A 14,564-nucleotide genomic window follows, 5' to 3' on the forward strand; every position below is an offset into this window, starting at 1 on the left:
AACTGCCAGCGGACAAAGAAATGGTTATGCCAGGCGACAACGTGTCGATCACCGTCAAGCTGATCAACCCGATCGCGATGGAAGAAGGTCTGCGCTTCGCAATCCGCGAAGGCGGCCGTACCGTTGGTGCGGGCGTTGTAGCCAAGATCCTGGGCTAATTTTTAGCTTGGATTGAACCAGGGCCGACATGGTGTGATACCATGTCGGCCCTGTTGTACCAAACTCGTTCTTTTTAAAATTGCTGGCGCTACAAAGTTGCCAGTTCGCTCTTTTAGGGAATTATCATGACCGTTACCAATCAAAAAATCCGTATCCGCCTGAAGGCTTTCGACTACAAGCTGATCGACCAGTCGGCCCTGGAAATCGTTGACACCGCTAAGCGCACCGGCGCCGTTGTCAAAGGCCCAGTTCCACTGCCAACCCGCATCCAGCGTTTCGACGTTCTGCGTTCGCCGCACGTCAACAAAACCTCGCGCGACCAGTTCGAAATCCGTACCCACCAGCGCCTGATGGACATCGTCGACCCAACCGACAAGACCGTTGACGCACTGATGAAGCTGGACCTGCCAGCTGGCGTTGATGTCGAAATCAAACTGCAGTAATCGCATGTAAGCCGGTGGCCTTGGCCACCCGCTGATGATGGGGCCGGATGCGCAAGTGTCCGGCCCCATTGTTTTTTGCGGGCCGAGCGGCTAGAGTCTATGGCCATGCTTGCCTTACTCGACACCCATCTGCTGACCGCGTCAGCCCGCAACGATCTGCCCGGCTGGCGCCGTTTCATACTTGAATTCCTCTACTTTGGCGTCAAGGAAGCGCGCGCCTGCCTGTTTGTCGCGCTGTTCTTCGCCAGTGTGCTGCTGGTGCCGCGCGCCGGCCTGTTCGGCCTGCCGCGCTACGACGTGCTGCTGCTGGCCGCCGTCGCCATCCAGGGCTGGATGCTGTGGGCGAAACTGGAAACCTGGGACGAACTGAAGGCGGTGTGCCTGTTCCACATGGTCGGCTTTGCGCTGGAAGCGTTCAAGGTGTCGGGCAGCATCCAGTCCTGGAGCTATCCGGATTTTGCTTACACCAAGGTGTTCGGCGTGCCGCTGTTTTCCGGCTTTATGTACGCGGCGGTCGGCAGCTACATCGTGCAGGCCTGGCGGCTGTTCGACCTGCGCATCCGCCACCATCCGCCGTACTGGATGGCGGTGCTGATTGCGCTGCTGATCTACGCTAACTTCTTCACCCATCACTATATCGGCGACTACCGCTGGTATCTGGCGGCTGCCGCGCTGGGGCTGTATGCGCGCACCTCGGTGATCTTCCGGCCGTTGGACCGCGACCGGCAGATGCCGCTGCTGCTGGCCTTTGTGCTGATCGGCTTCTTCATCTGGCTGGCGGAAAACATCAGCACCTTCTGGGGCATCTGGCGTTACCCGAACCAGCTGGGCGCGTGGTCGGCGGTGCACGTCAGCAAATGGAGTTCATGGTCGCTGCTGGTGGTGATGACGTTTACCATCGTGGCTCACCTCAAGCACATCAAAAAGCGCATCCACGTGCCGGAATAAAATATTCGTGCGCCTGGCCCGTCTTCAGGGCATGGACACACTGATCTCTCCCCCACGCGCCGGCCGTTTCGAGGCGGCGCTGCAAAAAATCTTTACGCGCAGCGCGCGGGTGCAGGACATCGAGCCGATCGGCGAGGGCTTCCGCCTGCTGACGCTGGACGGCGACGCCCTGCGCAATCTCGACTGGACGCCCGGCGATAAAATCCAGGTGATGCTGGGTGGCTGGGTGCAGCGCACTTACACGCCGATCAGCTGGGACGCCGAGGCCGGCAGCACGCGGATTCTGGTCTATCTGCATGGCGACACACCCGGCACGCAATGGGTGCGTGCGCTGCGGCTTGGCGACAGCTGCGCCTTCTTCGGTCCGCGCAAGTCGATCCGGCTGGCGCCGGCCGCCTCGCCGGTCATCCTGTTCGGTGACGAAACCTCGCTGGGCCTGGGCGCTGCGCTGTCGGCGCAAGCCACCACCTATATGCTGTTTGAATCCGCCAAGCGCGCCGACACCGAGGCGGTGATGCACAGGCTGCGTCTGCCGAACGCCAGCGTGGAAAGCGACCCGCATGCGCTGCAGGCGGCAATGGCCGCGTTGCTGCAAGCCCATCCAGACGCGGATATCGTGCTGACCGGTAAAGCCGGCGCGATCCAGCAGATGAGCCGCCTGCTGCATCAGCACGGCACGGCGGCCAAGCGGCGCCAGAGCAAAGCCTACTGGGCGCCAGGTAAAACCGGACTGGACTGAAGTCTCAGCGCTCAGCTCCATCCTTGCAGGCTGGCGGCGAGGGCAGGCGGCAGCTCGTTCAGCTTGCCTTGCTGGCGGCGTGCCGGCCCCTGGCTGTCGAACGGGCGCATCAGGTAATGGCGCGCCATGGCGGCGCCGCCGATGGCGATCGCATTGTCGCCGAAGTGCGGTGTGCGCACCGTCGGCGCGGTCAGCTGGGCGGCGCTGGCGCAGTCGTCCAGCACGCTGCGGCCCGGCGCGATCAGGCGTTCGCCCAGCCGCAGCGCGGCGCCGCCGATGACGATGCACATCGGGTCGAAGGCCACCCACAGATTATTCAACAGTACTCCCATGTGGCGCCCGGCCGCTTCCACCGCGCGCAGCGCGCCGGCGTCGTCCGCCTCGGCCTGCTGGAACAGCCGTTCCAGCTGCTGCTGGCTGGCCGGCTGCTGCCTGCCGTACACCTCATCCATCAGCGCGCGCAGTCCGATCAGCGCGTCGGCGCAGCCATGCCGGCCGCAGGAACAGCGCGGCCCGCCCTGTTGCAGGATGGTGTGGCCGACCTCGCCGGCAAAGCCGTACAAGCCGGTCAGCAGGCGGCCGTTGACGATGATGCCGGCGCCGACGCCGTAGCCGATGCTCAGGTAAATCAGCGGATCGGCGCCGCTCTCGCCGGAGAATTCCAGCTCGGCCAGCGCCGCCACATTCGCTTCATTCTGGATGAACAGCGGCAGCCCGGCCAGCGCCGTGCCGGCGAATTGCGCGCGCAGCAGACCGGCCACATCGACATTGCGCCAGCCCTGGTGCGGCGCATGGTGCAGCATGCCGGTGCTGTCGTCGACCACGCCGTGCAGGCCGGCACCGATGCCCAGCACGGTGCGCCCGGTCAGCGCCGCGTTGGCGGTCAGCGCGTGCAGGCCGGCGCCCATCAGCGCGATGCAGCTGGCGGCGTCGCCGGCATCGGGGTAGGGCAGTTGCTGTTCGGCCAGCACTTCGCCCAGCAGATTGGTGGCGACGATGCGCACCGCGCTGATGCCCAGGTCGGCCCCGAGCAGCGCCAGGCGGCTGCCATCGATGTGCAGCGGCGTGGCGCGCCGGCCCAGTGCGCCGGTGGCCAGCAGCGCGCTTTCGCTGAGCCAGCCTTCGTCCATCAGCTCGCGCACCAGCAGGCTGATGGTGGATTTGGTCAGTCCCACCGCGTCCGCCAGCGCGGCGCGCGACATGCCCGGCGCGCTGGCCAGCTGGCGCACCAGGGCCATGCGGTTAATTTGCTTGAGTAATTGCTGGTCGCCGGCGACGATCATGGGCGTGTTCCAAAAAGGGGCGTGCGGCGATGATACACGATGCTTGTCATAATGACTATGAAGCAGACTAAACGCATAGCGTGCACCGTTTTGCGCCGGTTTGTCCCGTGATGGTGCGTCAATACAACAGCTTTGCGACGAATTCTGCACACTAATTCGTTCGATCGATTGACGAATGGAAGCGTTTCTCCGATACTGATATTGTCTAATTTGTCATATTAATGAAGTAAATTCGACATCGCACAGGCGGGCATCACCCCGCCGTCCGTTTCTGCGGCACCCAGGACAGAAATAGAACTACCCAGCCCGTTGTTTGTGTAGGAATCACGCCCGACAGAGCAGCGTCGGTAAAATCAAAATAAGGAGATGAAGTGCGTACTTTTATGAAAACGTTTTCAAAGCCACCGCGCCAGCGCCGCCTGATCAGCCTGGCGGTAGCCGGCGCCTGCGCCACGTTTGGCGCGGTGCACGCGCAAGACACCAGCAGCGCCAATTCGACCGACAGCATGACCAGCGGCCCTTCGGTGGTCGTGACCGGCATCCGCGCCAGCATGCAGTCGACCATGAATATGAAGCGCAACGCCGACGGCATCGTCGACGGCATTGTCGCTGACGACATCGGTAAATTCCCCGACACCAACCTGGCCGAATCCTTGCAAAGGATTTCAGGCGTGTCGATCGACCGCAGCAACGGCGAAGGGCAGAAGGTCACGGTGCGCGGCCTCGGTCCGGACTTCAATCTGGTGCTGCTGAATGGCCGCCAGATGCCGACCACCGACCTGAGCGACCTGTCCGGCCGTTCGTTCGACTTCTCCAACCTGGCGTCGGAATCGATCTCGCAGCTGCAGGTGTACAAGACTGGCCGTGCCGACAGCCCGACCGGCGGCATCGGCGCCACCATCAACGTGATGACCGCGCGTCCGCTGGACAATCCCGGCATGCGCGCCAGCGTTGGCGTGAAGGCGGTCAACGACAGCTCCAACAAGCACGTGCCGGACATGCACAAGGGCGACAATGTCACGCCTGAAGTCTCTGGCATCTACAGCAACACCAGCGCCGACGGCCGCTTCGGTGTGGCGCTGAGCGCCAGCTACCAATCGCGCGACTCCGGCTTCAGCAAGGCTGGCAGCGCCAACGGCTACCAGGGCCCATTCCTGGGTTCGGACACCACCGCCGGTTCGACCATTCCGCAGCCTGGCCAGCCTGGCTCGCAGAACATCACCAACCGTCCAGGCCCGAACGATCTGTACCAGATTCCGCAGAACTTCGGCTACGGCGTCAACGCGATCCAGCGTCAGCGCACCAACGGCCAACTGGTACTGCAATTCCGCCCGGTCAAGGAACTGACCACCACCCTGGACCTGACCTACTCGGAAAACAAGATCCAGACCAAGCGCAACGAGCTGAGCGTCTGGTTCGGCCAGACCCCGACCTCGACCAGCGTCTGGCCGAGCGGCAAAGTGGTGTCGCCACAGGTCTACCAGGAAAGCTATCTGACCCCGCAGGATATCTCGGTGGTTGGCGGCGACTACGCGACCAAGACCAAGAACAAGTCGATCGGCTTTAACACCGTGTGGAAGGCCAGCTCCGACCTGCGCCTCGAGTTCGACGCCCACCACTCGACCGCCGAGTCCGGCGCGGACAGCCCGTTCGGCACCGAGAACAATCTGTCCAACGCCAGCTTCAGCCGCGGCACCACTCGCCTCGACTACAACACCGAGCTGCCAGTGATCAGCATGCCGGTGGCCGACCTGGTCAATCAACCGTTCCAGGCGGCTGGTTCGTGGTTCCACAACAGCTGGCAGAAAGCCACCATCAGCCAGGCGCAGGCCAAGGGTAACCTGAAGCTGTTCGAAGCCTCCGACCTGAACTTCGGCGTCAGCTATACCGACTCGAAAAACCGCTCGACCTACTCGAACGTGCAGAACAACACCTGGGGCGGTGCGACCAAGGCATCCGACTATCCGGCCAGCATCTTTGTGGCTAGCCCGCTGAGTTCCTACTTCAAGGAATTCGGCGGCGCCAACTCGGCAGCGCTGTATCCATCCCTGTACAGCTTCGACTTCGCCACGCTGCGCGCCCTGACCGCCAAGGTCACGGGTAACGCCGCCGGCTACCTGCCGAACTTCTCCAGCGCCGACACCGACCGCGAGCTGCAAGAGAAATCCACTTCGGGCTACGTTTCCTTCGGCACCGATTGGGATACGGCGATTCCGTTCCACTCCAGCATCGGCCTGCGCTTCGAACGCACCAAGGTCACCTCGGTGGCCCAGGTGCTGCCGGGTACGGCGGTGGTGTGGGTGTCGCAGAATGAATTGCCGATCACCTTCGGCGGCAATGCCTACAGCACCCAGGAATCCTCGTACAACAACGTGCTGCCGAGCCTGAACCTCGACTTCGACCTGCGCAAGGACATGAAGCTGCGCGCCAGCGCCGGCACCACCATCGGCCGTCCACGCTACGATCAGCTGCAAGGCGGCCTGACGCTGGACACCATCGGCAACGTGTTCACCGGCGGCACCGCATCGGTCGGCAATCCGGCGCTGAAACCGGTCAAGTCGAAAAACCTGGACGTCTCGTGGGAATGGTATTACGACCAGCAGAGCGTGCTGTCGGTGGCTGCCTTCCACAAGAAGATGGACAACTACGCCGGCCAGACGGTGGTGGCGCAAAACCTGTACGGCCTGCATACGCCGGTTGGTGGCGCCTACTACAACTCGGCGCTGGCATCGGGCTGCACGGTGGCGGACACCAATTGCATCCGCAACTACATCCTGACCAACTATGACGGCCAGCCTGGCGTGCAGAAAACCGGCGTCAAGTCGGACGGCAACCTGAACGGCAACATCACCGGCCTGCCGACCGACCCGCTGATGAACTTCCTGACCAAGACCTATTCGAACCAGAAGTCGGCCACGGTCAAGGGCGCGGAGCTGAACGTGCAACATATGTTCGGCCGCAGTGGTTTCGGTGTCCAGGCCAACTACACCTGGGTTAGCTCGCCGGTCAAGTATAACAACGCCAACACCAACGACCAGTTCGCCATTCTGGGCCTGAGCAATTCGGCCAACGTGGTGGGTATCTACGAAGATAACAAGTGGTCGGTGCGGGTGGCTTACAACTGGCGCGACAAGTTCCTGGCCTCGACCATTGACGGCGGCAACCGCCCATCTCCGGTGTACACTGACAGCTACGGTCAGACCGACGTCAGCATAGGCTATAACTTCAACCAGAACCTGAGCTTCCAGGCCGAGGTAATCAACCTGACCAACGCTACCCAGCGTCAGTTCGGCCGTACCGAGGCAGCCACCATGAATGTCACGCAAGGCGGTCCGCGTTACATGCTGGGCGCGCGCTACAAGTTCTGATCTGTCATTGCTGAGTAGTTAGCACCGCAGGCCGTCGCGTGAGCGACGGCCTGTTTTTTCATGAGAGCGAATATGTCATCGAATCTGCAAGCGATCGCCGAAATCGACTGCGCACGCAGCCGGCAGTTGCGCGGCGACGGCAGCCAGCCGCTGCCCGACGAGATCCTGCTGTCCAGCACGCCGCTGGTGCTGCGCGGCCTGGTGGCCGACTGGCCGCTGGTGCAGGCGGCGCGCCGCGCGCCTGCCGCCGCCGACGCCTATCTGCGCCGGTTCTACCGTGACGCAACCGTGCTGGCCACGCATGCGCCGGCCGGCACCGGCGGCAGGATTTTTTACAACGAGGACCTGAGCGGTTTCAATTTCAGCGCGCAGATGGTGGGCTTCGACCAGGTGCTCGATGCGCTGGGCGCGCACCTGGACCATGCGGAGCCGCCGACGCTGTACGTCGGCTCGACCACGGTCGATACCTGCCTGCCCGGCCTGCGCGCAGAGAATCCGCTGAACTTCGGCGCGCGCGATCCGCTGGCCAGCATCTGGATCGGCAACCGCACCTGCGTGCCGGCCCATTACGACTTGCCCGACAATCTGGCCTGCGTGGCGGCAGGGCGGCGCCGCTTCACCTTGTTCCCGCCGGAGCAGCTGAAGAACTTGTACATCGGCCCGCTGGACTTCACGCCGGCCGGGCAGTCGGTCAGCATGGTCGATCCGCAGCATCCCGACCTGCAGCGCTTTCCCCGCTATGCCGCGGCGCTGGCCCACGCGCAGTCGGCCGAGCTGGCGCCGGGCGACGCGCTGTTCATTCCCAGCATGTGGTGGCACCAGGTGGAAGGGCTGGAGCCGTTCAATATTCTGCTCAACTACTGGTGGCGCCAGTCGCCGGACTGGATGGACACGCCGTTCAACACGCTGATGCAGGCGCTGCTGACGCTGCGCGACCTGCCGCCAGCGCAGCGCGCGGCCTGGCAGGAAATTTTCCGCCACTACATCTTCGACAGCGATGGCAGCGAGGCGGCGCACCTGCCGCCGGCCGCGCGCGGCGTGCTGGCGCCACTGGATGCGGCCGGCGCCCGTGCACTGCGCGCCCAGGTGCTGAACCGGCTCAACCGCTAACGCTAGTTATCAAAATGAAATTTGGCGTTTTTGTAATGCGGCAGTGTAAAACTCGGACAATGTTTTCGCATGAAAACAACAAAAATATGGGAAAAAATTATTAATGCCATAAAAAAGTGACATTTCTGCTTTGTGTGGCTAGCAATATTGTGCGAAATTGCGCCCTGGACGTAGAAAGTGACAGTTGTCATAGAACAGCTGCATTGAGAAGCGCAAATAAAAATCACCTCAGGGAGCACCTTTGCATCACTCCATCAAGAAAAGCGCCATTGCCATGGCGCTGGGTTTGGCATTTTCGCAACACTCGGTAGCGCAAGAAGCCGCAGAACCGAAAATCCAACGTGTTGAAATCACCGGTTCCAGCATCAAGCGCACCGAAACCGAAGCCGCCGGCTCGGTCCAGGTACTGACCCGCGACGATATCGCGCGTACCGGTGAAACCACCGTGCTGGGCATTCTGAATTCGTCGGCCGCCATCGGCATCGAAAGCAATTCGGCCACCGCCAGCTCGGGCGGCTTCGCCACCGGTTCGTCCAGCGTCGGCATGCGCGGCCTGGGCAAGGTTGCCACCCTGGTGCTGGTCAATGGTCAGCGCATCGCGCAATACGGCCTGTCCGACAATGGCCGTCAGGCCTTCACCAACCTCGACGCGATTCCTTCCGCGGCGGTTGAGCGTATCGAAATCCTGAAAGACGGCGCATCGGCAATCTATGGCTCGGACGCCATCGCCGGCGTGGTCAACATCATCCTGATGAAGGACTTTGTGGGCGCCAAAATCAGCGCCAACTACAAAGAAACCGAAAACTTCAAGGACCAGCGTAACCGCAACGTTTCCGGCATCATCGGCTGGGGCGACATCGACACCAACGGCTTCAACACCTATCTGACCTACGAAGGCTACAAGTCCGACGGCTTCAGCACCGGCGACCTGCGCAGCCACGTGCCGGACTGGCACCGCCTGACCCCTGGCCGTTCGACCTGGGATGCACTGAACACCTATTCGCCAACCGGCAACTACTACCAGAGCGCGACCAGCATCATCGCCGCGCCTGGCTGCCCGGCCGACGCGCTTGATCCAAAAGACAAGCTGTGCAAAATGGACCTGCTGCCGACCACCGGCCTGCAAACCGACGCCAAGCGTTACGCCGTGGCCAGCAACACCCACTTCCGCATCGGCAAAGAGATCGACGCCAACTTCGAGATCACCAATTCCGGCGCCAGCAACGACTACATCGTGTCGCCGTTCGCGCTCAGCTCGACCATCGCGCCATCCACCTGGTATGACGCGGTTGGCGGCAAGATGGTTGGCCCGTTCTACTATCCGAAGCTGCCGGTTGGCCATCCAAACAACCCGTACAGCTCCCCGGTTGAATACCGCGCCCGTCTGATGGACACCGGCAACGGCTTCAACTTCAACCGCGCTGAATCCGAGCAGACCCGCGTGATGCTGACCCTGAACGGCGAAGCCGCCGGCTGGGACTGGAAATCGACGGCTGGCTACATGACTTCTAAAGCCACCAAGTCGACCCGCAACGCCAGCGCCGCCGGCTACACCAATGCGATCGTCAACGGCACCTACAAGTTCGGCCAGCAAAACGATCCATCGGTGCTGGAATCGATGTTCCCGGTACGCGCCACCGTTGGCGAATCGAAAACCGCCTTCGTCAACGCCACCGTGTCGGGCGAAGTGATGCAACTGCCGGCAGGCCCGCTGAGCGTTGCAGTCGGCACCGATGTGCGTCGTGAGCACTACGCCATGAGCAGCTCCGACAACGTGCTGCGCGGCGAGCTGGTCGGTGTGGCCGGCCTGCAGGTCGACGACAAGATGGATCACTACGCACTGTTTACCGAAGCCACCATTCCAGTGGTCAAGCGCGTTGAACTGAGCGCCGCGCTGCGCGCCGACAAGTCGAGCAACAGCGAGGTGCACTACTCGCCGAAAGCCGGCCTGCGCATCAACGCCACCGACAGCCTGCTGCTGCGCGCCACCGTGTCCGGCGGCTTCCGTGCGCCGAACATCGTTGAAACCGGTAACGGCCTGGGCCGTGGTTCCTTCGTTTCCGGTTCCAGCGACCCGCGCCGCTGCTCGACCGCCAGCACGCTGAACAACCTGGTGCAGAACGCCGCTGGCGCGACCACCACCGACAAGCAACAGGCAAATACCTTCCGCAATGCGGATTGCAACTTCAGCCTGACCACCTTCGTCGCATCGAACAAGGATCTGAAACCAGAAACCTCGCGTTCGATTACCGCCGGCTTCGTGTTTGAGCCAGTCAAAAACTGGACCATGGCGATGGACTACTTCCACATCGAGCGCAAGAACGAAATCACCACCCGTTCCGCAGCCGACGTGCTGGCTGGCGAAAGCAGCCTGCCAGAAGGCAAGCTGATCCGTATCGACAACAGCATCTCGGATACGCAATTCCTGGCGCTGGTCAACAAATACGCTCCGGGCAACACCGTCAACTTCGGCGGCGTTGGCGCCATCGGCCTGCTGTACAACCCATACGTCAACACCGGCAAGAGCCGTGCTTCGGGCTTCGACTTCGACGCCTCCGGCCGTTTCAACACCGAGCTGGGCCAGGTACGCCTGAAACTGGAAGGTAACTACCTGTGGAAATACCAGGAATTCAGCGTCACCAAAAACGCCTACGGCGACAATATGGCTGGCAACTACGACATGGGTTCGCGCCTGAAAACCAAGCTGCGCGCCTACCTGAAGAGCGGCAGCTTTGACCACGGCGTGACGCTGAACTACGCCAGCGGCTTCAGCAACAACAACGAGTCGTCGCCGACCTACTGCGCCACCAACAACGTTGCAGCAGCCTATATGGCGACCTGCGGCCACGTCGGCAGCAACACCACGGTCGACTACAACCTGTCGTACAGCGGTATCAAAAATACCAAGCTGAGCCTGTTCATCGACAACCTGTTCGAACAGGATGCACCGGTGCAATGGCGTCGTGGCTACATCGACAGCGGCTACCAGTTCCGCCGTATCGGCCTGACCGCTTCCTACTCGTTCTTCTGATCGGGTAGTTAGTTCAGATCGTCCGCTGACTGAAAAGACCAGGCCTTGTGCCTGGTCTTTTTTTTGCCCGCGTGCCGCCATGCAGACCGCCACGCCACCCAAGCCCATCCTGATCGCGCCCCTCGGTGCGGTTATGGCAGCGGCCCGCAAGATCGACTGGTATGGCGCCGGCAAGATGGAAGAAAATGCAAGCTTGCAGGCCTGATTTGCAGACCCGGAATCGCGCCGCAAGCCGCATGCGGCCTCGCTTGCGGCGCTTCCCGTACACCGGGCCGGCCGGGGCTGCCAAAAAACTGACATACCTCGTACTAAGTTGTTGCGTCAACCCCCAAATCAAGATACACTAGCCGGCTTCGGTATGGATTCGTCTTTTTATTGGTCCGTACTATTTTGTAGTTCAACATATCCCCGCCCAATCGTAGGTGGGAATTGGAGAAAAAATGAGCCTTGGCCTCCTCGGTCGCAAGGTTGGTATGATGCGCATCTTCACCGATGACGGGGACTCGATCCCAGTCACCGTTGTTGACGTATCGAACAACCGTGTTGCGCAAATCAAAACTCCTGAAACTGACGGCTACACCGCAGTTCAGGTCGCATTCGGTCAACGTCGCGCCTCCCGCGTGACCAAAGCCGTTGCTGGTCACCACGCTAAAGCGGGTGTTGAAGCTGGTACTCTGCTGAAAGAGTTCCGCGTTGACGCAGCTAAAGCCGCCGAACTGAAAGCTGGCGAAGTTGTCGCCGTTTCGCTGTTCGAAGTAGGTCAAAAAGTGGACGTACAAGGTGTTTCGATCGGTAAAGGCTACGCCGGTACCATCAAGCGTCACAACTTTGCTTCGGGTCGTCAGACCCACGGTAACTCGCGTTCGCACAACGTTCCAGGTTCGATCGGTATGGCGCAAGATCCAGGCCGCGTGTTCCCTGGTAAACGCATGACCGGTCACATGGGTGATGTCACCACGACCGTGCAGAACCTCGAAATCGCCCGTATCGACGCCGACCGTCAGCTGCTGCTGGTCAAAGGTGCGATCCCTGGCGCCAAAAACGGCCAGGTAGTGGTTTCGCCTGCTGTCAAAGTTAAAGCAAAGAAGGGAGCTTAAACGATGGAACTCAAGCTCTTGAACGCTCAAGGTCAAGCCGCCTCTAACGTTGCCGCCGCCGATACCGTCTTCGGCCGTGACTACAACGAAGCCCTGATCCACCAGATCGTCGTTGCTTACCAAGCCAATGCTCGCAGCGGCAACCGCAAGCAAAAAGACCGTGAAGAAGTCCACCACACGACCAAGAAGCCATGGCGCCAAAAAGGCACCGGCCGCGCACGTGCTGGTATGTCGTCGTCGCCACTGTGGCGCGGCGGTGGTCGCATCTTCCCGAACTCGCCTGACGAGAACTTCACCCACAAAGTGAACAAGAAGATGTACCGCGCTGGTATCTGCTCGATCCTGTCGCAACTGGCCCGCGAAGAGCGCCTGGTTGTGGTGGAAGATTTCGCGATCGAAGCACCAAAAACCAAGCTGCTGTCGCAAAAGCTGACCGGCATGGGCTTTGATTCGGTACTGATCATCACCGACGTTGCCAACGAAAACCTGGAACTGGCTTCGCGCAATCTGCCGAACGTTCTGGTCGTTGAACCACGTCACGCAGATCCAATGTCCCTGGTGTTCTACAAGAAGATCGTGGTCACCAAAGCTGCATTGGCCAAGATTGAGGAGATGCTGGCATGAGCGCATTGAAATTTAGCGAAGAACGCCTGCTGAAGGTACTGGTTGCTCCAGTGATTTCCGAGAAGGCCACCATGGTCGCGGAAAAGAACGAGCAGATCGTGTTCCGTGTTACCACCGACGCGACCAAGCCAGAAATCAAGGCTGCCGTTGAACTGCTGTTCAAAGTCCAAGTGGAATCGGTGCAAACCGTGAACCGCGAAGGCAAGCAAAAGCGTTCGGGCGCCCACATCGGCCGCCGCAACCACACCAAGCGTGCTTTCGTGTGCCTGAAACCAGGCCAGGAAATCAATTTCACCGAGGAGGCTAAATAATGGCACTCGTTAAGATGAAGCCAACCTCCCCAGGCCGTCGCGGCATGGTGAAAGTTGTGAACACCGACCTGTTCAAAGGCCGTCCGTTCGCAGCCCTGGTTGAGAAAAAATCGAAAACTGCTGGCCGTAACAACAACGGCCACATCACCACCCGTCACATCGGTGGTGGTCACAAGCAGCACTACCGCGTGATCGACTTCAAGCGTAACAGCAAGGATGGCATCCCAGCGAAAGTGGAACGTATCGAATACGATCCAAACCGCACCGCGCACATCGCGCTGCTGTGCTACGCCGATGGCGCCCGTACCTACATCATCGCCACCAAAGGCATGGCTGTGGGCGACGCCGTGATGACCGGTTCGGAAGCGCCGATCAAACCAGGTAACTGCCTGCCGATCCGCAACATCCCGGTCGGTACCATCATGAACTGCGTCGAAATGCTGCCAGGTAAGGGTGCCCAAATGGCCCGTACCGCCGGCGCCGGCGTTGTGCTGATGGCACGTGAAGGCACCTACGCTCAAGTGCGTCTGCGCTCGGGTGAAGTGCGTCGCGTGCACATCGAGTGCCGTGCAACCGTGGGTGAAGTCGGCAATGCCGAGCACAGCCTGCGCAAGATCGGTAAAGCTGGTGCGATGCGTTGGCGTGGTGTTCGTCCTACCGTTCGCGGTGTGGTCATGAACCCGGTCGATCACCCGCACGGTGGTGGTGAAGGTAAAACCGCAGCTGGTCGTCACCCTGTTTCGCCATGGGGCCAACAGACCAAGGGCAAGAAGACTCGCAGCAACAAGCGTACTTCTTCGATGATCGTCTCGCGCCGCGGCAAGAAATAAGGATAAATCATGACTCGTTCATTGAAAAAAGGGCCGTTCTGTGACGCCCACCTGGTGAAAAAAGTCGAAGCCGCGCAAGCGAACAAAGACAAAAAGCCAATCAAAACCTGGTCCCGTCGCTCGACCATCATGCCTGACTTCATCGGCCTGACGATCGCTGTTCACAACGGCAAGCTGCACGTGCCTGTGTACGTTTCCGAGAACATGGTAGGTCACAAGCTCGGCGAATTCGCGCTGACCCGCACGTTCAAAGGCCATGCCGCTGACAAGAAGGCGAAGAAATAATGGAAACCAAAGCTATCCTCAAAGGCGTGCGCCTGTCGGACCAAAAGGGCCGTCTGGTTGCTGACCTGATCCGTGGCAAAAAAGTTGACGCTGCATTGAACATCTTGCAGTTCAGCCCGAAAAAAGGCGCCACCATCATCAAGAAAGTGCTGGAGTCGGCTATCGCCAACGCCGAGCACAACGATGGTGCCGACATCGACGAACTGTTCGTGAAAACGATCTACGTTGAAAAGGGCCCGATCCTGAAGCGCTTCACCGCGCGTGCAAAAGGTCGTGGCGATCGTATCTCGAAACAATCGTGTCACATTTATGTGACCGTCGGCAACTAAGGAGCCA

14 protein-coding genes and 1 pseudogene are annotated in these 14,564 nt (G+C 60.7%); 14 read left to right on the forward strand and 1 reads right to left on the reverse strand.

The features are described from left to right. The 4 genes and pseudogenes from KW842_RS26455 to KW842_RS26470 form a co-directional block, all read left to right on the forward strand. Positions 1-158: pseudogene (locus tag KW842_RS26455) on the forward strand (elongation factor Tu); the annotation flags it as partial. A 126-nt stretch (positions 159-284) separates the two neighbouring features. Then, complete coding sequence (gene rpsJ, locus KW842_RS26460) at positions 285-602, forward strand: 30S ribosomal protein S10 (RefSeq protein ID WP_072786805.1); 318 nt, start codon at positions 285-287, stop codon at positions 600-602. 105 nt (positions 603-707) lie between these two features. Then, positions 708-1,550 (forward strand): DUF817 domain-containing protein, encoded by an 843-nt coding sequence (locus KW842_RS26465; RefSeq protein WP_218307151.1) that lies wholly within the window; start codon positions 708-710, stop codon positions 1,548-1,550. 31 nt (positions 1,551-1,581) lie between these two features. Continuing rightward, positions 1,582-2,289: a siderophore-interacting protein gene (locus KW842_RS26470; protein WP_218307152.1), complete on the forward strand. Its 708-nt coding sequence runs from the start codon at positions 1,582-1,584 to the stop codon at positions 2,287-2,289. An 11-nt stretch (positions 2,290-2,300) separates the two neighbouring features. Here the strand turns inward: KW842_RS26470 and KW842_RS26475 are convergent, their stop codons facing one another. Beyond that, positions 2,301-3,572: an ROK family transcriptional regulator gene (locus KW842_RS26475; protein ID WP_218307153.1), complete on the reverse strand. Its 1,272-nt coding sequence runs from the start codon at positions 3,570-3,572 to the stop codon at positions 2,301-2,303. Between the two features lie 383 nt (positions 3,573-3,955). On the opposite strand from KW842_RS26475, the gene KW842_RS26480 reads away from it, so the two are divergent. The 10 genes from KW842_RS26480 (at position 3,956) to rplV (ending at position 14,557) form a co-directional block, all read left to right on the forward strand. Further along, positions 3,956-6,940, forward strand: a complete 2,985-nt coding sequence (locus tag KW842_RS26480) for a TonB-dependent receptor (protein ID WP_218307154.1) — start codon at positions 3,956-3,958, stop codon at positions 6,938-6,940. A gap of 72 nt (positions 6,941-7,012) precedes the next feature. Next, complete coding sequence (locus KW842_RS26485) at positions 7,013-8,050, forward strand: cupin-like domain-containing protein (protein ID WP_218307155.1); 1,038 nt, start codon at positions 7,013-7,015, stop codon at positions 8,048-8,050. 241 nt (positions 8,051-8,291) lie between these two features. After that, positions 8,292-11,081, forward strand: coding sequence for a TonB-dependent siderophore receptor (locus KW842_RS26490; RefSeq protein ID WP_229223923.1), 2,790 nt, complete (start codon positions 8,292-8,294; stop codon positions 11,079-11,081). A gap of 79 nt (positions 11,082-11,160) precedes the next feature. Continuing rightward, complete coding sequence (locus tag KW842_RS27640; RefSeq protein WP_255584416.1) at positions 11,161-11,286, forward strand: hypothetical protein; 126 nt, start codon at positions 11,161-11,163, stop codon at positions 11,284-11,286. A 235-nt stretch (positions 11,287-11,521) separates the two neighbouring features. Continuing rightward, positions 11,522-12,178, forward strand: coding sequence for a 50S ribosomal protein L3 (rplC, locus tag KW842_RS26495; protein ID WP_161015602.1), 657 nt, complete (start codon positions 11,522-11,524; stop codon positions 12,176-12,178). A 3-nt stretch (positions 12,179-12,181) separates the two neighbouring features. Further along, a complete protein-coding gene (rplD, locus tag KW842_RS26500; RefSeq protein WP_090192447.1) occupies positions 12,182-12,802 on the forward strand; it encodes a 50S ribosomal protein L4 in 621 nt (206 codons plus the stop codon). Further along, positions 12,799-13,113, forward strand: coding sequence for a 50S ribosomal protein L23 (rplW, locus tag KW842_RS26505; protein WP_161077548.1), 315 nt, complete (start codon positions 12,799-12,801; stop codon positions 13,111-13,113). The genes rplD and rplW overlap by 4 nt, the downstream gene beginning before the upstream one ends. Next, on the forward strand, positions 13,113-13,943 hold the full coding sequence (rplB, locus tag KW842_RS26510) for a 50S ribosomal protein L2 (RefSeq protein WP_218307157.1): 831 nt from the start codon (positions 13,113-13,115) through the stop codon (positions 13,941-13,943). Before rplW ends, rplB begins: the two co-directional genes overlap by 1 nt. Positions 13,944-13,952: 9 nt before the next feature. Next, complete coding sequence (gene rpsS / locus KW842_RS26515) at positions 13,953-14,228, forward strand: 30S ribosomal protein S19 (RefSeq protein WP_218307159.1); 276 nt, start codon at positions 13,953-13,955, stop codon at positions 14,226-14,228. Then, complete coding sequence (rplV, locus tag KW842_RS26520; RefSeq protein ID WP_174864456.1) at positions 14,225-14,557, forward strand: 50S ribosomal protein L22; 333 nt, start codon at positions 14,225-14,227, stop codon at positions 14,555-14,557. The genes rpsS and rplV overlap by 4 nt, the downstream gene beginning before the upstream one ends. The last annotated feature ends 7 nt before the right edge of the window (positions 14,558-14,564 follow it).

Origin of the sequence: Duganella sp. sic0402 (assembly GCF_019219065.1) — a bacterium.
In the GTDB taxonomy this organism is placed as follows: Bacteria; Pseudomonadota; Gammaproteobacteria; order Burkholderiales; family Burkholderiaceae_D; genus Rugamonas.

Excerpts from the sequence above, each read along its gene's own strand:
- rpsJ (WP_072786805.1), top strand. The coding sequence starts at position 285 with ATGACCGTTACCAATCAAAAAATCCGTATCCGCCTGAAGGCTTTCGAC.
- KW842_RS26465 (WP_218307151.1), top strand. The coding sequence starts at position 708 with ATGCTTGCCTTACTCGACACCCATCTGCTGACCGCGTCAGCCCGCAAC.
- KW842_RS26470 (WP_218307152.1), top strand. The coding sequence starts at position 1,582 with ATGGACACACTGATCTCTCCCCCACGCGCCGGCCGTTTCGAGGCGGCG.
- KW842_RS26475 (WP_218307153.1), bottom strand. The coding sequence starts at position 3,572 with ATGATCGTCGCCGGCGACCAGCAATTACTCAAGCAAATTAACCGCATG.
- KW842_RS26480 (WP_218307154.1), top strand. The coding sequence starts at position 3,956 with ATGAAAACGTTTTCAAAGCCACCGCGCCAGCGCCGCCTGATCAGCCTG.
- KW842_RS26485 (WP_218307155.1), top strand. The coding sequence starts at position 7,013 with ATGTCATCGAATCTGCAAGCGATCGCCGAAATCGACTGCGCACGCAGC.
- KW842_RS27640 (WP_255584416.1), top strand. The coding sequence starts at position 11,161 with ATGCAGACCGCCACGCCACCCAAGCCCATCCTGATCGCGCCCCTCGGT.
- rplC (WP_161015602.1), top strand. The coding sequence starts at position 11,522 with ATGAGCCTTGGCCTCCTCGGTCGCAAGGTTGGTATGATGCGCATCTTC.
- rplD (WP_090192447.1), top strand. The coding sequence starts at position 12,182 with ATGGAACTCAAGCTCTTGAACGCTCAAGGTCAAGCCGCCTCTAACGTT.
- rplW (WP_161077548.1), top strand. The coding sequence starts at position 12,799 with ATGAGCGCATTGAAATTTAGCGAAGAACGCCTGCTGAAGGTACTGGTT.
- rplB (WP_218307157.1), top strand. The coding sequence starts at position 13,113 with ATGGCACTCGTTAAGATGAAGCCAACCTCCCCAGGCCGTCGCGGCATG.
- rpsS (WP_218307159.1), top strand. The coding sequence starts at position 13,953 with ATGACTCGTTCATTGAAAAAAGGGCCGTTCTGTGACGCCCACCTGGTG.